This window comes from Flavobacterium panacis (assembly GCF_024649945.1).
GTDB classification, from domain to species: Bacteria; Bacteroidota; Bacteroidia; order Flavobacteriales; family Flavobacteriaceae; genus Flavobacterium; species Flavobacterium panacis.
On the sequence record NZ_JANKMS010000002.1, the window covers coordinates 490,772 to 513,028 of the forward strand.

General features: G+C 33.7%; 17 protein-coding genes. All 17 read left to right on the forward strand.

Features of this window, described 5'->3' with window-relative positions; genetic code table 11:
* Positions 1 to 24 precede the first annotated feature (24 nt).
* The 17 genes from NQQ59_RS07135 to NQQ59_RS07215 all read left to right on the forward strand — a co-directional run bounded on the left by NQQ59_RS07135 (position 25) and on the right by NQQ59_RS07215 (position 22,257).
* Positions 25 to 1,761, forward strand: a complete 1,737-nt coding sequence (locus NQQ59_RS07135; RefSeq protein ID WP_144214965.1) for a RagB/SusD family nutrient uptake outer membrane protein — start codon at positions 25 to 27, stop codon at positions 1,759 to 1,761.
* 249 nt (positions 1,762 to 2,010) lie between these two features.
* A complete protein-coding gene (locus tag NQQ59_RS07140) occupies positions 2,011 to 3,210 on the forward strand; it encodes an exo-beta-N-acetylmuramidase NamZ family protein (protein ID WP_144214966.1) in 1,200 nt (399 codons plus the stop codon).
* Between the two features lie 132 nt (positions 3,211 to 3,342).
* Positions 3,343 to 4,164 (forward strand): N-acetylmuramic acid 6-phosphate etherase, encoded by an 822-nt coding sequence (gene murQ / locus NQQ59_RS07145; RefSeq protein WP_144214967.1) that lies wholly within the window; start codon positions 3,343 to 3,345, stop codon positions 4,162 to 4,164.
* A 24-nt stretch (positions 4,165 to 4,188) separates the two neighbouring features.
* Entirely contained in the window at positions 4,189 to 5,694 is a 1,506-nt protein-coding gene (locus NQQ59_RS07150; protein ID WP_144214968.1) for a sodium:solute symporter, read from the forward strand.
* A gap of 17 nt (positions 5,695 to 5,711) precedes the next feature.
* Entirely contained in the window at positions 5,712 to 8,711 is a 3,000-nt protein-coding gene (locus NQQ59_RS07155) for a glycoside hydrolase family 3 N-terminal domain-containing protein (protein WP_144214969.1), read from the forward strand.
* 313 nt (positions 8,712 to 9,024) lie between these two features.
* Positions 9,025 to 10,230 carry an anhydro-N-acetylmuramic acid kinase gene (locus NQQ59_RS07160; protein WP_144214970.1) on the forward strand — a complete coding sequence of 402 codons (1,206 nt, stop codon included), beginning with the start codon at positions 9,025 to 9,027 and terminating at the stop codon, positions 10,228 to 10,230.
* 34 nt (positions 10,231 to 10,264) lie between these two features.
* Positions 10,265 to 11,536, forward strand: a complete 1,272-nt coding sequence (locus NQQ59_RS07165; protein ID WP_144214971.1) for an acyltransferase family protein — start codon at positions 10,265 to 10,267, stop codon at positions 11,534 to 11,536.
* Positions 11,537 to 11,630: 94 nt separating this feature from the next.
* Positions 11,631 to 13,199 carry a glycoside hydrolase family 10 protein gene (locus NQQ59_RS07170; protein ID WP_144214972.1) on the forward strand — a complete coding sequence of 523 codons (1,569 nt, stop codon included), beginning with the start codon at positions 11,631 to 11,633 and terminating at the stop codon, positions 13,197 to 13,199.
* The gene (locus tag NQQ59_RS07175; RefSeq protein WP_144214973.1) at positions 13,186 to 14,448 is read left to right on the forward strand and encodes an MFS transporter; all 1,263 of its coding nucleotides are present in this window, start codon (positions 13,186 to 13,188) and stop codon (positions 14,446 to 14,448) included. The genes NQQ59_RS07170 and NQQ59_RS07175 overlap by 14 nt, the downstream gene beginning before the upstream one ends.
* A 31-nt stretch (positions 14,449 to 14,479) precedes the next feature.
* Positions 14,480 to 14,821 carry a tetratricopeptide repeat protein gene (locus tag NQQ59_RS07180; RefSeq protein ID WP_144214974.1) on the forward strand — a complete coding sequence of 114 codons (342 nt, stop codon included), beginning with the start codon at positions 14,480 to 14,482 and terminating at the stop codon, positions 14,819 to 14,821.
* A 133-nt stretch (positions 14,822 to 14,954) separates the two neighbouring features.
* Positions 14,955 to 16,568, forward strand: coding sequence for a glycoside hydrolase family 3 protein (locus NQQ59_RS07185; RefSeq protein WP_144214975.1), 1,614 nt, complete (start codon positions 14,955 to 14,957; stop codon positions 16,566 to 16,568).
* 125 nt (positions 16,569 to 16,693) lie between these two features.
* The gene (locus tag NQQ59_RS07190) at positions 16,694 to 17,332 is read left to right on the forward strand and encodes a peroxiredoxin (RefSeq protein WP_012024184.1); all 639 of its coding nucleotides are present in this window, start codon (positions 16,694 to 16,696) and stop codon (positions 17,330 to 17,332) included.
* A gap of 223 nt (positions 17,333 to 17,555) precedes the next feature.
* On the forward strand, positions 17,556 to 17,864 hold the full coding sequence (locus tag NQQ59_RS07195) for a thioredoxin family protein (protein WP_007805605.1): 309 nt from the start codon (positions 17,556 to 17,558) through the stop codon (positions 17,862 to 17,864).
* A 17-nt stretch (positions 17,865 to 17,881) separates the two neighbouring features.
* Positions 17,882 to 18,139 carry a DUF6952 family protein gene (locus NQQ59_RS07200; protein WP_008462029.1) on the forward strand — a complete coding sequence of 86 codons (258 nt, stop codon included), beginning with the start codon at positions 17,882 to 17,884 and terminating at the stop codon, positions 18,137 to 18,139.
* 763 nt (positions 18,140 to 18,902) lie between these two features.
* Positions 18,903 to 19,400 (forward strand): thiol peroxidase, encoded by a 498-nt coding sequence (tpx, locus tag NQQ59_RS07205; protein WP_144214976.1) that lies wholly within the window; start codon positions 18,903 to 18,905, stop codon positions 19,398 to 19,400.
* Positions 19,401 to 19,413: 13 nt separating this feature from the next.
* Positions 19,414 to 19,788: a diacylglycerol kinase gene (locus NQQ59_RS07210; RefSeq protein WP_144214977.1), complete on the forward strand. Its 375-nt coding sequence runs from the start codon at positions 19,414 to 19,416 to the stop codon at positions 19,786 to 19,788.
* 18 nt (positions 19,789 to 19,806) lie between these two features.
* Complete coding sequence (locus tag NQQ59_RS07215; RefSeq protein WP_144214978.1) at positions 19,807 to 22,257, forward strand: DNA translocase FtsK; 2,451 nt, start codon at positions 19,807 to 19,809, stop codon at positions 22,255 to 22,257.

A 22,257-nucleotide genomic window follows, 5' to 3' on the forward strand; every position in this document is an offset into this window, starting at 1 on the left:
ATTTAAAAATTTAAATTAATCAAAATGAGAAAATTAATCATAAACTCTAAGATAAAACTATCAGTTGCCTTGCTTACTTTTGCAAGCTTAACTGTTAGCTGTTCAGATTTTTTGGATACACCTCCTGAAGATGTATTTACAGACAATAATTTTTGGACTTCAGAAAACAACGTAAAAACATTCTCTTGGCTAAACTATAATACGTTTAATGGGTATGGAAATAATGCTGGTACTACAGCAGATTTTTACTTTCATGCTTCAAGTACAGGATTAATGGATGATAACCTGGCGATGAACGTTTTTACAAACTTTCTGACTGCTCCAAATGCAACTAACGCAAACTGGAACGAATATTACACACTGATTCGTCGTTGTAATCTTATGTTAGAAAGAGTTCCAAATGTACCTATGGATCAGACGAAAAAAAATCATTACATAGGTGTTGCAAAGTTTTTTAGAGCTCATACTTATTTTCGTTTAGCACAGCAATTTGGTGATGTACCTTACACAGACAAGTACTTAGCTCAAAGTGACGCTAATGTGTACAAACCATCTTTAAGCAGAGCCGAAGTTGTAGACAATGTAATTAAAGATTTAGAAGAAGCAATTCCAATGTTGTTAAACGTTGATGATAATAATGTTACTGTAAATAAATATACTGCTTATGCCCTATTAAGCCGAGTATGCTTAAGTGAAGGAACTTATAGAAAATACAACGGTGGACAAAATGGAAGTGCTTACCTGCAGAAAGCAAAAGAAGCTTCTTTAGCTGTAATGAACAATAATTCTTTTAAGCTAAACGCAGATTGGAAAGCACTTTATAATTCTGTTGAATTATTAGGAAATAGCGAAGTAATATTAACCAAAAGATATATTAAAGGTGTTTTAGGAAATTCAGTACAAGCCTATACTAACACTTCTACTGTTCAAAACGGATTGACAAAATTTGCTGCAGAAAGCTATGTAACAACAAATGGATTACCTATCAAACAAGCTGGAAACGCGCAATATTTAGGTGATAATACTATTGCGAATACTTTTGCCAATAGAGACCCAAGATTTGCTAAAGCTTTTAGTACGGCAGATTATGCGTATTCTGATAAGCCTTATAATGGTTTGACTTCTATAACAGGTTATGTATTTCAATTATACAATAATCCTGCTACATCAGGTACAGAGGTTACAACAATTGGACAAAATCAAATTGATGCTCCGGTTTTTACACTAAGTGAAGTTTATTTGAATTATGCTGAAGCCTGTGCAGAATTAGGTACAATTACTAATACTGATCTTGATTTATCAATAAACAAAGTTCGTACACGTGCAGGAATCGCTGTTTTAGCTACAGACGGTACAAATGCTAGCGCTGGCGGCGTGCAAATAAATGACCCACAAAGAACAACTGCATTAGAGCAACTTTCTGGAATTGTTAATCCAATTATATGGGAAATTCGTCGTGAACGTAGAATTGAGTTCATGAGCTGGACTACTATGAGAAAAGAAGATCTTATGCGTTGGAAAAAAGGAGATTATTTAGATTCAAATGCTAATCCGGATGTGGTTTTAGGAGCTAAAATAGTTGCTTTAATAGGAACTAACTCTAAAACAAAAGTAAATTCTGAAGGTTATGTAATTCCTTATGCGGCAGGTGTAGCAAGAACATTTGTATCTCCAAAAAATTACCTAAGTGCCATTCCAACCAATGATATTAGTTTATACGCTGCTGAAGGTGTAGAATTAAAACAAAACCCTGGCTGGTAATTCAAAACACAAATAAACATTTGCCCTAAATAATAAACTGCCTCTGGAACTTAATCAAAAACAGAGGCAGTTATTTAAAAATCTTTTTTCTCTCTGTATAACACAGACAGAAAATTGACAAAATAAAATCAATCTGAAAGTTTCATTATTTTCACATCATCACATCAATCAAAAAAAGTTCAATCCGCAATCAAATAATAACTTAATTTTAATAGTCAATTTTTATCTTAACTATTAACTGTAATTAAAATGATAAAATTCATCTCTAAAAGTGTTTATATTGTAATTTCTCTGTTTTTTACGACTTTGTATTCCAATTCGTTTTCAACAGTTGCAAAATCTGGCATATCAGAAATTAATCCTCCAGCAATAAAAACTGGGGCCGATAATTACGAGAAATATTTACCACTTTTAAAAGACAAAAAAATAGGAATTGTAACCAATCAAACTGGAATTTTGTCTAACAAAACGCATCTAGTTGATTTTTTACTGGAGAAAAAAATTGCTGTACAAACCATTTTCGCACCAGAACACGGTTTTAGAGGAACAGCCGATGCCGGAGAACATGTCGTTGACGGAAAAGATCCTAAAACAGGTTTATCCATAATTTCTCTTTATGGAGATAATAAAAAACCAAAACCTGAACAATTAAAAGGAATCGATATCATGATTTTCGATTTGCAAGATGTTGGAGCACGTTTTTACACTTATATTTCTTCGCTACATTATGTAATGGAAGCTTGCGCAGAAAATAATGTGCCACTTATAATTTTAGACAGACCAAACCCAAACGGAAGCATTGTTGATGGTCCGCTTCTAGAAAAAGAATTTACTAGTTTTGTGGGCATGCACCCAATTCCGCTGATGCACGGAATGACAATTGGCGAATATGGACAAATGATCAATGGCGAAAAATGGCTTAAAAATGGCGTTCAATGCAAACTAACCGTAATTCCTTGTTTGAATTATGATCGAAAAATGACTTACAGTTTACTTGTAAAACCTTCTCCAAATTTACCAAACGATCAGTCTATAAATCTGTACGCCAGTTTATGTCTTTTTGAAGGAACAAATGTGAGCATGGGTCGAGGTACTGAAAAACAATTTCAAATTTATGGTTCTCCTTATTTAACCAAAACCAATTTCAGTTTTACGCCAAAACCAAATTTTGGAGCCAAAGATCCTTTATACAATGGAAAAGAATGTTTCGGCGAAGATTTAACAGCCTATCCGAAACTAAAACAATTAGAATTAAAATGGCTTATAAAAGCCTATCAAAATACAGCAGATAAATCTAAATTTTTTAATGCCTTTTTTACCAAACTGGCAGGAACCAAAAAATTACAACAGCAAATAGAATCTGGAGTTTCTGAAAAAGCGATTAGAAACAGCTGGAAAAAAGATATCGAAGCCTTTTATAAAACGAGAAAGCCTTATCTACTTTATTAAGAAACACTTTTAAACCCCAACCAAAAACCCAAAAACTGACTATTTTTCTATAAAATAGAGATTTCCTATACACAATATCGAAATGAAAGATTAACTGAAAATCTTCATTTATAAACCAAAAAAAGAAAAAAGATGAAAAATAAAAATCCTGAAACCGAGCAAGAATCTTTATACAAAGATTTGGACCAAATGACCGTGACTGAATTATTGACTAACATCAATAAAGAAGACCAAAAAGTACCCCAGATTATCGAACAGCAGATTCCTAAAATTGAAAAATTAGTAAAAGCAATTGTAAAGAAAATGCAGTTAGGAGGTAGATTATTTTACATTGGAGCTGGTACTTCTGGGCGTATCGGAATTTTAGATGCATCTGAATGTCCTCCAACTTTTGGAGTTCCACATGACATGATTATCGGAATTATTGCTGGCGGAGATACTGCCATTAGAAAAGCAGTTGAAAATGCAGAAGATGATACCGAACAAGCATGGAAAGATTTAGCTAAATTTGAAATTTCAAGTTTAGATTTTATTATCGGAATTGCGGCTTCTGGAAATACGCCTTATGTTTTAGGAGCTTTAAAAAAGGCCAAAGAACACAATATCAAAACAGGAAGTATTTCGTGCATCAGCAACGGACTTATCGCGCAGGAAGCAGATTATCCGATTGAATTAATTGTTGGACCTGAATTCTTAACAGGAAGCACAAGAATGAAAGCAGGAACAGCTCAAAAACTGACTTTGAATATGATTTCAACTTCAGTAATGATTAAACTTGGAAAAGTAAAAGGCAACAAAATGGTTGACATGCAGTTGTCTAATGAAAAATTGGTAAAACGAGGCATCAAAATGATTATGGAAGAACTTGGAATTGAATATGATTTGGCCGAAGAATTACTGCAGAAACATAAAAGTGTACGCGCTGTATTGTTAGATCACAACAGCAAAAAATAACCTAATTCCTAAAACTAAACCAAAATGTCTTCTACCACCATTCTCATTTTTATTTTTGTCTATTTTGGACTTTTACTCTTTATTTCGAACGTAATTAGTAAAAAAGGTCAGGACAACGATTCTTTTTTCAAAGCCAATAAAAATTCCAAATGGTATTTAGTTGCTTTTGGTATGATCGGAACAGCACTTTCTGGCGTTACATTTATTTCTGTTCCAGGAGAAGTTGGTTCGCCAAATGGAGAACAATTCAAATATTTTCAATTTGTTTTAGGAAATGCCATCGGATTTATCATTATTGCAAAAGTCCTGCTTCCACTCTATTACAGAATGAATCTAACTTCGATTTACAGTTATATAGAACACAGAATGGGAATTAGAAGTTACAAAACCGCAGCTTCTATATTTTTAGTCAGCAGGACTATTAGCTCGGCTTTTAGATTGTATTTGGTTGTGATTGTTTTACAACGTTATGTTTTCAATGATTTCCATATACCTTTTCCAGTAACAGTACTTTTGGCTTTAGCGCTTATCTTTCTATACACTTTTAGAAGCGGTCTAAAAACCATTATTATTACCGATACTTTACAGACGTTTTTTTTAGTTAGTTCCGTGTTTATAACCATTTATTTTGTTTGTGACAGTCTAAATCTGACTGTTCTTGAGTCGGTTTCAACCATTCAAAAAAGTAATTATTCTAAAGTATTCTTCTTTGATGATTTCTTTACGAGCAAGTACCACTTTGTAAAGCAAATTTTAGGCGGAATGTTTGTTACCATTGCAATGGTTGGACTCGATCAAGATTTAATGCAGAAAAATCTAAGCTGCAAAAACATTGGCGAAGCACAAAAAAACATGTTCACCTTTACTGGAATTTTTGTTTTAATCAATATTATTTTCTTGAGTTTAGGCGCTTTATTGTACATCTACGCTTCACAAAATAATGTTCAAATTCCGTTAGATTTAGCAACAGGAAAACCAAGAACCGATTTACTTTTTCCTGAAATTGCTTTAAATCATTTGTCAATTGTTCCCGCATTTGTTTTCCTTTTAGGAATTATCGCTGCCACTTTTGCTACGACCGATTCGGCTTTAACAGCGCTAACAACTTCATTTTGTGTGGATTTCTTAGGAATGGATAAATCGGAGAATCTAGACAACAGCAAAAATGTCAAAATAAGACATTGGGTACACTTTGCATTTTCAATCTTGTTGTTTTTGGTAATTATCGTTCTAAATTCATTTAATGATGCTTCTGTAGTAGCTTTAATTTTCAGAGCGGCCTCTTACACTTATGGACCGTTGTTAGGATTATATGCTTTTGGATTGTTACAAAAATCAAGATTAGTAAATGATAAACTGATTCCATTAATCTGTCTAATTTCACCCATATTCACCTATTTCTTAAGTGAACATTCAGCACAATTATTCGGATATACTTTTGATAATGAATTAATCATCATTAACGGATTATTTACTTACATCGGAATTTATTTAACCAGCAAACGCACAGAAGAAAAAATCTCTTTTTAATTGCCCAACACTATTTCATGAAAAATGCCATTATAAAAATAGGTTTATTTACAGCTGTTCTTTTTTTAAGCGTCAATTGTGGTGTTTCAAAAAAGAGTAAAACTGTTGTCGAAACAAATCAGCCTATTTCTACAGAAAACAAAGAAGTTTACGTACCTAAAAGTAAATCAGAAAAAAAGCCTTTTGTTCCAGATTGTGATGCCGAAAATCGTTGGACAGACAGCATTTATAGCAAAATGACTCTAGACGAAAAATTGGGGCAATTATTTTTTGCAAATGCTTATTCGAACAAAGATTCTGTGCACGTCAATAAAGTAAAAGAACTGGTTTCAAAATACCATATTGGCGGTTTAATTTTCTTTCAAGGCGGACCAGTTCGTCAAGCAAAATTAACGAACATTTATCAGGCTAAAGCCAAAGTTCCATTGTTCATTGGTCTTGATGCAGAATGGGGATTAAGCATGCGTTTAGATTCGACTTACGCTTACCCTTGGAACATGACTTTGGGCGCCATTCAAGATTTAGATTGGATTGAAAAAGTCGGCAGACAAATGGGAAGCGAATGCAAAAGAATGGGAATTCATTTCAACTTTGCTCCAGTTTTAGATATTAATACCAATCCGTTAAATCCAATTATTGGAAATCGTTCTTTTGGCGAAAGCAAAACAAATGTTGCCAACCGCGCTTCTGCAATAATGAAAGGTATTCAAAGCCAAGGTGTTTTGTGTACTGGAAAACATTTTCCAGGACATGGCGACACTGCGGTAGATTCTCATAAAGCACTTCCAACGGTTTCTTTTACGAAAGAACATTTGGATGAAGTTGAAATCTATCCGTACAAACAGCTTTTTGACGAAGGATTGGCTTCTGTAATGGTGGCGCATTTAAATATTCCGAGTTTAGAACCAAGCGGAAATGTTCCTTCTTCTGCTTCTTATAATGTGGTAACTGAGTTATTGCAGAAACAATTAGGCTTTGAAGGTTTAATTTTTACGGATGGTTTAGGTATGAAAGGCGCTAGTAATTTTAAACCTGTGGGAGATCTTGAATTGGCTGTTTTACAAGCTGGAAATGACATTTTTTTATGTCCAGATGATGTGCCTGTTGCTATTGAAAAACTAAAAACATTTTATGCAAACGGCGATATTACGGAAGAACGTTTGGCTCATTCAGTTAAAAAAATTCTTCATTACAAATTCAAAGCGGGTTTAAACAAATACAAACCAATTGATTTAAAAAATTTACAAAAAGACTTAACCAGTCCTGATAAAGATGCACTTCAATATAATTTATTTGAAAATGCTGCAACAGCTTTAAAAAATAAAAAAGACATTCTTCCGATCAAAAATCTAGATCAAAAAATCGCTTATGTAAAACTGGGAGAAGATATAAACAGTGCTTTTGTTTCGACTTTAAAAAAATATACCGACGTAACAGAAGTTTCAAATACCAACATCGATTCTTTAAACAAAACATTAAAAAAATTCGATTTGGTTATTGTGGGCTATCACAAAGTAAATAAAGCTTGGGAGAAACACGATTTAAATTCAAACGAATTGTTTTTCTTGAATAAAATTGCAGCAAACAACAAAGTAATTTTAGATGTTTTTGCAAAACCTTATTCACTGCTTTCGATCAAAAATTTTGATGATTTGGAAGGATTAATTGTTTCTTACCAAAATTCGACGATTTCTCAGATTGTTTCTGCCGAAATTCTATTTGGAGCCAAACAGGCAATAGGAAAACTACCTGTTTCTATCAATGACAATTTCAAAGTTAATGATGGAATTGATACCGAAAAAATCGATCGTTTAGGTTTTGAAACACCAGAAAATGTCGGAATGAGTTCAGCAATTCTTTCTAAAATCGATGCTATTGCCCAAAAAGCAATTGACGAAAAAATGGCGCCAGGAATGCAGGTTCTAGTAGCAAGAAAAGGGAATGTAGTTTTTCAGAAATCATACGGATATCAAACTTCTGACAAGAAAGTAAAAGTCTCAAATACTGATTTATATGATGTAGCTTCGATTTCAAAAATGATTTCTACGCTTCCAAACGTAATGCAGTTATACGATAAAAACAAAGTGGAACTAGACACCAAATTAGGAACGATGCTTCCGATGTTTGCTAAATCGAACAAAAAAGATATTTCATTTAAAGATCTTTTAAATCATTATGCAGGATTAATTGCTTGGAGTCCGTTTTACAAATCCACATTAGATGCGAAAGGTTTTCCGATGGATAAATATTACCGAAAAATTCCAGAGAAAAATTTCACAACCAAAGTAGCCGACAGTCTTTTTATTCGAAATGATTATCATGACACGATCATGAAATTTATTGCCGACTCTCCTATTTCACTAAAAAAAGAATACAAATACAGTGATTTCACTTTTATACTTTTAAAAGAATATCTAGAAAGAGTAACTCATGAAAAATTGGAAGATTTAAGTCAGAAAAACTTCTTCAATTCTTTAGGAATGAATTATACCACCTACAATCCATTATTGAAATTTGACAAAAATAAAATTGCTCCAACTGAAATTGATACTTATTTCAGACACCAATTGATCCAAGGTTATGTTCACGACATGGCTGCCGCAATGGAAGGCGGCGTTGCAGGACACGCAGGAATTTTTTCGAACGCTATGGATGTGGCTAAAATGATGCAGCTTTTTCTTCAAAAAGGAAGTTATGGCGGTGAACGTTATTTTTCTGAAGCTACATTTGATACTTTTAACACTTGCTTTTATTGCGCTCAAGGCGTTGAAAGAGGTTTAGGTTTTGACAAAAGATTAGGAAAAGATGGCCCGACTTGCCAATGTGCCTCAGCGTTAAGTTTTGGTCATACTGGTTTTACTGGAAATATGGCTTGGGTTGATCCAGCAAACGAAACCGTTTATGTCTTTTTATCGAATAGAACGTATCCAGAAGTAGGCGCAGAAGGAAATAAATTGGCAAAAGAAAAGATTCGTGAAGATATTCAGAAAATAATTTATGAATCTATACTAAAGTAAAACCAATTATTCATTTAACGAAACTATACGAAAGTATTACACAAAAAAAAGCAGCTTCGGAGAAGCTAAATATTTATAGGAATTATATTTATTCTCTATCAAAAGAGCTCCAGCGGAGCGAAATATACAAACCTAATAAAAAACATGCCACTCCGCTGGAGCTCTTTACATCTATTCGATTGAATTTCTATAAATATTTTGCCCCGCGGGGGCTGAATAAATAAACATCATTAAAAACCAAATTATCAAAATTCTTTTGTCCAGAATATAAATATAATTGCTATAACTTTAGCTGCATTTTAAACCAAATTTCATGAACAAGAATATTGAAGCACTTTATCGAATTGCTCAAAAAGAAACCAAACGTATTATTGGACTAATGTCGGGAACTTCACTTGACGGACTTGATATTGCCTTATGCGAAATTTCGGGATCTGGGACAAATACTGATGTAAAATTAGCCCAATTTGAAACCATCAGTTACTCCGAAGAAATTAAAACTGAAATTCGGAAAATTTTTGCGCAAAAAAATATTGATTTCCAACATTTGGTTTTGCTTAACGAATGGATTGGCTTACTTCATGCCGGAATGATAAATGATGCTTTAAAAAAATGGAATATCCCTTCCTCAGAAATTGATTTAATCGCTTCGCACGGACAAACTATTTTACATGCGCCAAAGTTTTTACATCAACAAGAAAAATTTCCAAATGCAACATTACAAATTGGAGACGGTGATCATATTGCGGTAAAAACAGGAATCATCACTTTATCTGATTTTAGACAAAAACATGTTGCCGCTGGTGGCGAAGGTGCTCCATTGGCTGTTTACGGCGATTATTTTTTGTTTGGAAAAGAAGGCGAAAACAGAATTATGCTCAACATTGGCGGTATTGCTAATTTTACTTATCTGCCTGCAGCTATAAAAACCGAAGAAACTTTTGTAACCGATACTGGAACAGGAAACACTTTGATTGATCTTTTTGTAAAAAAATATTTCCCTGAAAAAAGTTATGATAAAGATGCAGAAATAGCCAAACAAGGAACAGTAAATCAAATTTTATTGAATAATCTTAAAGACAATGCTTTTTTCAAAAAAGGATTTCCAAAAACAATCGGACAAGAATTATTTAATTCTGAATATGTTGAATTAGCACTTTCTAAAAGCAATCTTACCACTATTGCAGCACCCGATTTGTTGGCTACTCTGACTCGTTTTACTGCTGAAACTATTGCAGAAGCAATTCAATTTACAATTCAAAATACGGATTATAAAATAGAAGATTTCAAAATTTATATGTCTGGTGGAGGTGCTAATAATCAATTATTGGTACAATGGTTAAAAGAACTGCTTCCATGTTCTTTTTTCAAAAGCAATGAATTAGGAATTAACAGCGACGCAAAAGAAGCTATTCTGTTCGCCATTTTAGCCAACGAAACTGTTGCTGGAGGAGATTTTAAATTCAATTCTGTAAAAATACCATCGGTAACAATGGGCAAAATTTCATTTCCTGATTAAAAATAACTAACCCAATCTAACCATAAAACCACTTATGAAAGATCGTATTATATCTGTTGATGTTTTAAGAGGATTAACCGTCCTTTTGATGACTTTAGTAAACAATCCCGGAAGCTGGAGTTACATTTATCCTATTTTAGAACACGCTAAATGGAACGGATGTACGCTTGCCGATTTAGTATTTCCGTTTTTCATTTTTATTGTTGGAATCGCAGTTCCTTTGGCTATGCCAATTAAAAAAGACGATTCAGAAAATCTGCTTAAAATTATCACAAGATCATTACGAATCTTTTGTTTGGGACTCTTTTTAAGTTACTTCTACTCCATTCATTTCATGGGATGGCAGCCTGGAATTCCATTGCTACTTATTCGATTATTTTTCTGTTTTTTAGTTGGATATGCTTTAATTGGCGATTTCAAACCAAAAACCAAAACCATTTTAGCGGTTACTATTTTCATCATTTTAATTGGTCTCGCCTACAGCGGACATGAAAATTTTGCTAAAATCAGAATACTTGGTGTTTTACAGCGAATTGGAATTGTATACTTTTTTGTTTCTTTAATTTATTTAAAAACCAACATTAAAACACAAGCCATTTTAAGTATTTCTATTTTATTAGGTTATTGGGCCTTAATGACACTTGTTCCTGTTCCAGGTGTTGGTTATCCAAATTTAGAAGTTGGAACCAATTTAGCTTCTTGGTTAGACAGTGTCTTACTAGAAAACCACATGTATATTGAAACCAAAACATGGGATCCAGAAGGTTTATTAAGTACTTTACCTGTTATTGGAAACGGTTTAATAGGTTTATTAATCGGGCAGCTTTTAATTCAGCCGATGCCGAAAATAAAAATTAATAAAATGATGGCTGGTATTAGTGTACTTTTAATTGCCGTTGCGTTGTTGTGGTCATTCGTTTTCCCAATCAACAAACAAATCTGGACAAGCTCCTATGTTTTGTTTACTGCAGGTTTGGCTTTATTATTGCTTGCCATAATTTATTATATAATAGATGTTCGAGGTTATAAAAAGTGGACGCCATTTTTATTGTCTTGGGGAGTAAACCCGATGATTGTATTTTTTGTTTCTGGAATTTTACCACGTGTTTTAACGATGATCAAAATTCAAGATCCCGAAAATATTTCAGATACAATCAACGTTAGAGATTATGCATACAAATTTTGGATTAGTCCGTTGTACGAAAATCAGATGCTTTCTTCCCTAACTTATTCTATCCTTTACATCTTATTATGGAGTTGTGTATTGTGGTATTTTTATAAAAAGAAGATCATTTTTAAAGTCTAATTTTCTAACGAAAACCATAAATATTATTGCGAAATATAAATTTCTTATAATCATCTAAAAAAACTATTTTTGGTTTTTGTTAAAAAACATTAAAATGCGTAAAAATCAGTATTTAATATTCTCTATTCTATCTTTATTTTTCTTTTCGACTATCGCTGCGCAAGAAAAAACAATGCATCCTAAAAATGAATTTAGAGGTGTTTGGATTGCTACTGTAGTTAATATCGACTGGCCGAAAACAAGTTTGGATAATGTTGAGAAAGAGAAAGCTGATTATCTGGAAATCTTGGAAGCTTATAAAAAACTAAATTACAATGCCGTAATCGTTCAGGTTAGAAGTGTTGGTGATGCTATTTATCCTTCTGAATTTGCACCTTGGTCTCGTTTTTTAACTGGAAAAGAAGGTTTAGCTCCAAATCCGTATTACGATACATTGGAATGGATGATTGAACAAGCACACAATCGAGGCTTTGAATTTCATGCTTGGTTAAATCCATATCGTGCGACTTTCGATTTAAATAAAAATCTTTTAAGTCCAGGACATGATTTTTTTAAACACCCGGAATGGATGATTGAATACGGTGGAAAATATTATTATGATCCTGCACTGCCAGAAGTTCAAGCACATTTAACAAAAGTGGTAAAAGAAGTAGTTGACAAATATGATATCGATGCGATTCATTTTGATGATTATTTTTATCCGTATGCTGTTCCTGGAAAAGTGTTTAACGACAACGCATCCTATCAAAAATATGGTGCAGGTTTAAGCCGTGCCGATTGGCGTCGTGCGAATGTGAGCAACTTTGTACACACCATTTCTACCACTATAAAAGACAGTAAACCTTGGGTACAGTTCGGAATTAGTCCGTTTGGGGTTTGGCGAAATAAATCACAGGATCCAAGAGGTTCTGAAACACAATCAACCTCAAATTACGACGATTTGTACGCTGATCCAATGTTGTGGATGGATCAAAAATGGATTGATTATATCTTGCCTCAATTGTATTGGAGTATGAATAATACAAGAGCTTCATATTCTAAATTGGTAAAATGGTGGTCTGAAAATGCAAATAATACAGCAATCTATATTGGTCACGCCTCTTATAAAATTAGAGGTGATAGCGATAAAAGCTGGAATTATATGACGGAAATTCCAACTCAAGTTGATTTTTTAAGAACTTTTAAAAATGTTTCTGGAAGTGCTTATTTCAGTTCAAAATGGTTCATGGGTAAAAACTTCGATGTGGTTCGTCATTTAGAAGAAAACCAATATAAATATCCTGCGCTTCCGGCTGCTGTACCGAATTTAAGACACGTTATTATTGATATACCAAAAGTAATTGAATACAACAAAGACAGCATTCGTTATAATTTTACTTTCAAAAGTCCGCTGAATACCAAAGTTCGTTACATGGTAGTTTATGGAGGTGATCATGTTTCAAAAATTGACATTAATGATGCTTCTAAAATTGTTGAAAAAGTAACCGTAAAAGAAGTAGATGGAAAAATCACCTTCGCAATAGCGGCAGGAAAATTAAACCTATACAAAGCCTGTGCTGTAACTTTTATTGATTATTACGCAAACGAAAGTACACCAACCGCAATAGATCTAAAAAAATCATTTAAAAACTATATACCTGCACAACCAAATGAAAATAGATAATAAACCTTGGTTCTGGATTCCACTTCTAAACTTTGCATCTGGATTACCGTATGCCATTATTATTTCGGTTTCGGTAATTATGTACAAAAATTTAGGAATTACAAATGAAGACATTGGAGTCTATACCAGTTTATTATATCTTCCTTGGGTGGTTAAACCACTTTGGAGTCCGCTTATTGAATTAATAGGAACCAAAAGAAAATGGTTTTTATTGATGCAGTTGATAATCTCGATTGCCTTTTTACTGGTCGGATTGACAATTCCAACAAACGGATTTTTCATGATGTCGTTAGCTATATTTTGGGTTGCCGCTTTTGCTTCGGCTTCCAATGACATTGCAACAGATGGCTTTTATTTATTGGTTTTACCAGAAGACAAGCAATCTTTCTTTATCGGAATCAGAAGTACTTTCTATAGACTTTCTATGTTGGCAGGAAACGGATTAGTAGTACTTTTTGCGGGATATTTAGAACATAAATATGGTGACAATACCAAAGCTTGGTCGTATACGATGATTTGTGTTGGTTTATTAATGATGTTTATTACAGTTTATAATTTCATTTTTACACCAAAAAATGAAATCAATGTCGTAGAAAACAACAAAGAATCTTCTCACCAAAACTTTGGAACTATATTTATCAGTTTCTTCAAGAAAAAAGGAATCGGATTAATTCTGGCTTTTGTTCTACTTTTCAGATTAGGAGAATCACAATTGCTTAAAATGCTAAGTCCGTTTTTATTGGATGGAAAAGAATTAGGCGGAATGGGATTAGACACCGAAGCTGTCGGAATTATATACGGAACATTTGGCGTTGCCGCCTTAACTTTAGGAGGAATTCTGGGCGGAATCGCGATTTCCAGACACGGTCTTACCAAATGGATGTTTCCAATGTTTTTGGCTATGCATTTACCTATAATCGGATTTATTTTATTAGCCTTTTTTCACCCAACATCAATTTATTATATTTATGCCGTTGTGATTTTGGAACAATTTGGTTACGGCTTTGGCTTTACAGCATTTATGATGTATCTAATTCACGTTGCCGAAGGGGAATCAAAAACAGCACACTATGCACTTGCAACTGGATTTATGGCATTAGGAATGATGCTTCCGGGAATGTTAAGCGGTTATATTCAGAATTTTTTAGGCTATCAAAACTTCTTCATTTGGGTTTTATTAGCTACAATTCCAGGTCTTATTTTATCACGTTTTTTAGTTTTCCCGAAAGATTTCGGGAAAAAATCATAAGAAGTTTAACCCCCAAATCAAACTCTTACATATGGAAATCAATGAAAATTTGCAGGCCGAACGAAATCTAAAAGGAACTGAGTTCGAGAAAAATGGAAATCTTGAAAAAGCAATTGAATTGTATGAAGAAAATGTTGCAGAAGGCTTTAAAGGAAATCACCCTTACGATCGATTAGCAACGATCTACAAAAACGAAAATGATCTGGATAACGAAATTCGGGTTTTAGAAAAAGCGATTGTGGTTTACGAAGAAATCACTATTGAAGACCGACTAGAAGGATTGCCGAAACTTTTCCGCTTCAAAAACCGATTGGAAAAAGCAATTGAAACCAAAAAGCAATTAGCCAAACAAAAGAAAGCAAAGTTGAAATAACTAAATTAAGCTTAATTTTCTTTTTACCATTAAGTCATTAAGTTCATAAAGCTTGGCTTAAATTACTTAATACCTTAATGGTAAAAAAACAAAAAGCAGATACTATTATTTGCATGAAAAAGACTTTATAACAATGAAAATCACAGCCGAAGCATTACGACAAAAAATAGGACAATTTTTCTTTCCTGCAGTATTCATCAATGATACTGAAGAAAACATTCAGGAAACGGAACGTTTAATTAAGGAACACAACATTGGAGGATTGACCTTTTTCCATAGTCGCGCGAGTGCTGCAACGAATTATGAAAGCAAGAAAAAAGTTATTTTCAACGATGACAGCTATGAAAAAATCAAAGCGCTGATTGCTCGTTATCAAAAAGCTGCTTCTACTCCACTTTTAATCAGTATTGATGCGGAATGGGGGTTGGCAATGCGAATTGAAAAAACACCTCAATATCCATATGCGATTACGCTTGGTGCTTTGCCAGAAAACAAATCCAATTTAGTTTACGAAGTTGGAAAACAAATTGGTTTAGATTTAAAAGCTGCTGGAATTCAGTACAATTTATCGCCTTTGGCAGACATTAATAACAATCCGAATAATCCTGTAATTGGCTATCGTTCTTTTGGTGAAAACAAAGAAAAAGTAGCCGATTTTGCTGTTGAATATTTAAAAGGAATGTCGGAAGTTGGTGTTTTAGGTTGTTTGAAACACTTTCCTGGACACGGAAATACCAATGTAGATTCGCATTTAGGTTTGCCTGTTTTAAAAGAAACTCTTGAAGAATTATTAGAAAACGAATTATATCCTTTCATCAAAGGAATCGAAAACAATGTCGATTCTATTATGATTGGACATTTGGCAGTTCCAAGTTTAAATGACGGAAAAGATACTTCAGCAACTTTATCAAAAGCTGTTATTCAGGATCTTTTGCGTGACAAATTAGGTTACGACGGTTTAGTAATTTCAGATGCTTTGAACATGCACAGCGTTTCTAAATTGTATGAAACAAAAGGCCAATTAGAATGGGAAGCTTTCAACGCTGGAAATGATGTTTTATGTTTTGCCGAAAATGTTCCAGAAGGAATTGAAGCAATTTACAAAAATGCTTCGCCAGACCGAATTTTCGAAAGCTACAACAGAATTATGAAAGCGAAAGAAAAAGCTGGAATTCTTTCTGGAAACACAGCTGTTTCAGGCGAATTAAATTTCGAAAAAACATCCCATCTAAATCTAGAAATTGCTCAAAATGCTATTACAGAAATCATCAATAGCGGCATTTCAGATCTAGCGCTTGAGGCTCAGAAAAACAACAAATTAGCCAAACTGAGTTTATATAAAAATACTGAAAATACATTTTTCAAAACTTTAAAAGCAAAATTACCTTCGCCAGAATTTGCTTTTGAAAGTTTAGAAACTTCAGATATTGCCGCAATTAAAAATGAATTAGAAAATTTCGAAACCATCATCATTTCATTATTTGTTCCAAAAGCAAAACCGTTGAATAATTTTGAAGTAAATGATGAAGTTTTCGAACTGCTTTCAGATTTACTACAAACAAAAAATTGCATTGTTTATGTTTTCGGAAATCCTTACGTTTTGCCACTTATTCCGAATCTAAAAAAGGCTTTCGGATTAATTCAGGCCTATCAGGATTTTGAAGAATTTCAAAAAACAGCGGGAAATGAATTTTTAGAAAAAAATAGTTTTAGTAGCGTTTTACCCGTAAATATTGATATTCAATAAATTACAATTTAAAATAGTCAAAATTTATCAACTTATAAATTTTTATAATCACATCTTATTGTAACTAACTGTACTTATGCCCTACTTTTGCACCAGAAATAAATATTTAACGTAAAACGAAAATTATGTCTTTAGTAGGAAAAAAATTCCCAAGTATTGCAGTAGATGCTATCTCAGAAATGGGTGACAATTTAAAAATCAACATTTTTGAAGAAGCAGTAAACAACAATAAAAAAGTACTTTTATTCTGGTATCCAAAAGATTTTACTTTTGTATGTCCAACTGAATTACACGCCTTTCAAGCTGCATTACCAGAATTCGAAAAAAGAAATACTATCGTAATTGGTGCTTCTTGCGATACTAACGAAGTTCACTTTGCTTGGTTAAATACTCCAAAAAACAATGGTGGAATCGAAGGTGTTACTTACCCAATCTTAGCAGATACAAACCGTAACTTAGCTAACATTTTAGGTATTTTGGATATCGAATCTACAAGCTACAGCGAAGATACAGATTCAGTTATCATCGAAGGTTCAAACGTAACTTACAGAGCTACTTACCTAATCGACGAAACTGGAAAAATTTTCCACGAAAGTGTAAACGATATGCCATTAGGACGTAACGTAAACGAATACTTAAGAATGGTGGACGCTTACACGCACATCCAAACTAAAGGTGAAGTTTGTCCTGCAAACTGGGAAGCTGGGAAAGAAGCAATGTCTGCTGACAGAATCAGTACTGCTGAATACTTAAGCGCTAACTAAGCTGCTAAGATACTAAGGTTCTAAGTTGCTAAGTTTTTTAACTTAACTTTTGAATCTTAAATACAATTCTACAATAAAAGTCAAGAGATTCTAAGATTAGACTTAGATCTTAGAATCTCAACGACTTAAAAATCTATCAAAAAAATCCACACAAAGTTATTCGGTTCGAGAGCAAACTTAGCATCTTAGAACCTTAGCAACTTAGTGTCTTAAAAATAAAATTATGTTAATCGACCTAAACGAAGATACGTTAGCAGATTTAGTTGCTAAAAACGAAAAAGTAGTAGTACAATATTCAGCTTCATGGTGTGGAAATTGCCGTATTATGAAACCAAAATTCAAAAAATTAGCAACAGAAAATGAAGCTATCACTTTTGTTTTGGTTGATGCAGAAAATTCTCCAGAATCAAGAAAATTAGCAAACGTAAGCAACTTGCCTACTTTCGCTACTTTCGTAAACGGACAATTAGTTGGCGAAACGCAGACTAACAAACAAGAAGTTTTAATCGATCTTGTAAACGCAATTGCTTAATTCATAAACTCTACAACATGAAATTACCAGTAATTAAGCATTTAACGCAATTCATCGAAGAAAACGATCAGGATTATATCATCGAAACGATCGAAGTTCTAGAAGCGATGACCGAAATTCCTTCTCTTAAAGATGAAGAATTAGACGTAATCGGCGAATTGATTTCCAATATGTACGGTGCCCTTGAAGTACAGAAACTTGTTGCTCAAGGAACAGACAAAAAAGAAGCTTTAAATACGTTCATGAAACGTGTTTTAGGTTCTATCGACAAATAATCGAGCCTCTTTTTCAAAGAAAAAACAAAAAAACATGACGGAGAAAGCGTTTCTATTTTGGAGACGCTTTTTTTTTAGTGCCAGTCGCGGTTTTCAGTATTCAGTCTTTGCGCAATCTTTGTCAGGTTGAGCGGAGTCGAAGCCCACGTCAGTAAGTCCGCAATCAAAATCTACATTCTAAAATCTACATTCTAAAATCTAAAATCATCTGGGCGAGCCAGCATTAGAAAAAGGGGCTGAACATACTTTGTCTACATCAGCCCCTTTTCCTAATACTGTCGGGCTATCCGCGCTACTTCGGTAGCTTGCTCCTATCCCTCTCGCGGATAAAACGGTTTCAATAGAGATTTTCGGGTTTTAGTCACAATCGCGGTTTTCCAAGCAATCTTGTCATCCTGACGAAGGAAGGATCACATAAGTGGCTCCGCAATCTATATTGCCAATCTTTGTAGAGTTTCTAGTGCGATTCCTCGTTCCTCGGAATGACAAACTGATTGCTAAAATAAATTTCTTCAAGTTTTGTCAAGAATGACAAACGTTGCGCATTTCTAAAAGTTGAATGTAAAAAACGTAAAACCAATAGAACAATATTCCCTCAAAATTTTAGTTATCACTAAGAATAATTTGCTAAAATGAAATGCAAATTCGTGAATTTGTGGCCACTCCAAAACCATCCTTAATCTATCCTTAAACCGATAACAAATACTTTTAGATTCAAATATTAATCCTTACTTTTGAACCTCATTAATTTTAAACAAAAATCATGGCATCTATCACATTAGGAGGAAATCCAGTTCATACATCAGGCGAATTACCAGCAGTTGGATCACAATTAGCTGACTTCAAATTAGTTCAAAACGATTTATCAGTTGCTTCATTAAGCACTTTCGCTGGTAAAAAATTAGTTTTAAACATCTTCCCAAGTGTTGATACAGGAACTTGTGCAACATCTGTTAGAACTTTCAACGCAAGTGCAAGCGGATTAGAAAACACAACTGTTTTATGTATTTCTAGAGATTTACCTTTCGCTCAAAAACGTTTTTGTGGTGCTGAAGGTTTAGAAAATGTAGTAAACTTATCAGATTTCCAAACTGGTGCTTTCGGAAAAGCAAACGGATTAGAAATCGTTGACGGACCTTTAGCTGGATTACATTCAAGAGCAATCATTGTTGTTGATGCAGATGGAAAAGTGCTACACACAGAACAAGTTGCAGAAATTGCAAACGAACCAAATTACGAAGCAGCTTTAGCAGCGCTATAATATACTCACTCTAATGGAGTTTCAAAAAGACAATACTTTTGTTTCAGGTCGTTTAAAAAGCGTAACTTATGCTTTTAAAGGAGCTGTAAAATTGATCAAAACAGAACACAGCGTTATGGTTCAATTCTCTCTAGGAATTATCATGACCATTATGGGGTTCTATTTTCATATTTCACAAACCGAATGGCTATGTCAAACATTTGCCATCGGTTTGGTTTTAAGCATTGAAGGATTGAATACGGCAGTTGAAAAAATTGCCGATTTTATCCATCCTGATTACAGCAAACGAATCGGTTTTATCAAAGATATTGCTGCCGGAGCGGTATTTTTTGCCGCAATGACTGCAATAGCAATAGGCTTGATTATTTATATTCCAAAATTTATTTAGGCAAAGGAAAACGCAAGAATGGCAAAAAATAAAAAAGAAACTGTAGATAAAAAAAACGAAAAACAGGAAGGAAATAAAAGATCTTTTAAGATATCTAAACAACAAAAATTTGTTTTAGGTTGTCTTTTAGTTCTTTTTTCTGTTGCATTATTAGTGGCATTTATTTCTTTTTATGTTAATGGACAATGGCAAAACGATCAAAGCGTTCTAAGTCAACTTGGCGATCGTACCGAAGTAGCCGAAAATTGGCTAGGAAAATTCGGAGCCTATCTTGCTGACTTGATTATCTACAAAGGTTTCGGACTTGCCTCTTTTATTTTTGTCCGTTTATTTTTCCTTACCGGAATGTTTTTAGCTTTAGAACTTTCTACTCAAAAACTAAAAAATACCTGGTTTTGGGATATTTTTGCTATTATTATAGTTTCTGTTTTATTTGGTTTCTTCGCTACTTCTGCACCTGAATTGGGTGGGACAATTGGTTACGAATTAAATTTATTCCTGCAAGATTATATCGGAAAAACAGGAACTTTATTGACACTCCTTTTCGGTCTAATTGTCTATCTAATTTTCAAAATCAAATTATCACCAGAAAAAATTCAGTCGTATTTTGATTCTACCAAAAAAGAATTTAAATCAGAACTAGAAACCTTAAAGCCTGCGGTGAATCAGCCTGAAAGCGCTTATAATCTAGAGGAATTTGCTATAGAAGAACCAGAAAATGATCCTGAATTAGACGACATCCATATTAAAACTGTCAACACTCAGTTCGAACTCAACAAAGAAGCATTAAAACCAACTATTAATCACGCTTCTGAAATCGAATTAAATCCTGTTTTAAAACCAATTACTCCAAAACAAGAACTACCATTAGTTTCTCCAGACGAAGCTTTTGTGATTGAAAAAGCTGAAGAAGAAGATATTATCGAAGAAAATTTAGCTTCTCGCCTAGTTGCCGATTTCGGATTATTCGATCCAACTTTGGATTTATCTAATTATAAATTCCCAACCATCGATTTATTAAAAGAATATTCGACTGGCGGAATTACAATTAATCAGGAAGAATTAGAAGAAAATAAAAATAGAATTGTAGACACGCTTCGTAACTACAAAATTGAAATCGCACAGATTAAAGCAACCGTTGGTCCATCGGTTACATTATATGAAATTGTGCCAGAAGCGGGAATCAGAATTTCTAAAATTAAGAGCTTAGAAGACGATATCGCTTTATCATTATCAGCACTAGGAATTCGTATTATTGCGCCAATTCCAGGAAAAGGTACTATCGGTATTGAGGTTCCGAACAAAAACCCAACTATGGTTTCTATGAAAAGCGTTATTGGAGCAGCGAAGTTCCAAGAAGCTGAAATGGAATTACCAATTGCACTAGGAAAAACTATTTCTAACGAAACTTTTGTTGTCGATCTTGCTAAAATGCCTCACTTATTGATGGCTGGTGCAACAGGACAAGGAAAATCTGTTGGATTAAATGCGGTTTTAACTTCGCTTTTATACAAAAAACATCCAGCAGAAGTAAAATTTGTTTTGGTTGATCCGAAAAAGGTTGAGCTTACACTTTTCAATAAAATCGAAAGACATTATTTAGCGAAACTTCCTGACACGGAAGATGCTATTATTACAGATAACGCAAAAGTTGTCAATACTTTAAACTCACTTTGTGTAGAAATGGATAATCGCTATTCTTTACTAAAAGATGCGATGGTTCGTAACATTAAAGAGTACAACGAAAAATTCAAATCCAGAAAATTAAATCCGGAAGCTGGTCACCGATTTTTACCATACATCGTTTTGGTTGTCGATGAGTTCGCCGATTTGATTATGACTGCTGGAAAAGAAGTTGAAGTTCCAATTGCCCGTCTGGCTCAATTAGCGCGTGCCATTGGTATTCACTTGATTATTGCAACGCAAAGACCTTCTGTAAACGTTATTACAGGTTTAATTAAAGCCAATTTCCCTGCCAGAATTGCATTTAGAGTAACTTCTAAAATCGATTCCAGAACTATTTTGGACACACAAGGTGCTGATCAACTTATTGGACGAGGAGATTTACTGTACACCAATGGAAACGATGTAATTCGTGTACAATGTGCCTTTATTGATACTCCAGAAGTTGAAAAAATTACAGATTTTATTGGAGCACAAAAAGCGTATGCAACAGCTTATTTGCTTCCAGAGTTCGTTGGAGAAGAAACTGGCATTAATCTTGATATAGATATTTCCGAAAGAGATACTTTATTTAGAGAAGCTGCGGAGATAATTGTCAATGCTCAACAGGGTTCTGCTTCTTTATTACAGCGAAAATTAAAATTAGGATACAACAGAGCCGGTCGCTTGATTGATCAGCTGGAAGCAGCAGGTATTGTTGGACCTTTCGAAGGTAGTAAAGCCAGAAGCGTCAATATTTTAGACTTAAGTGCTCTTGATCAATTTTTTAATAATGAACAAAATTAA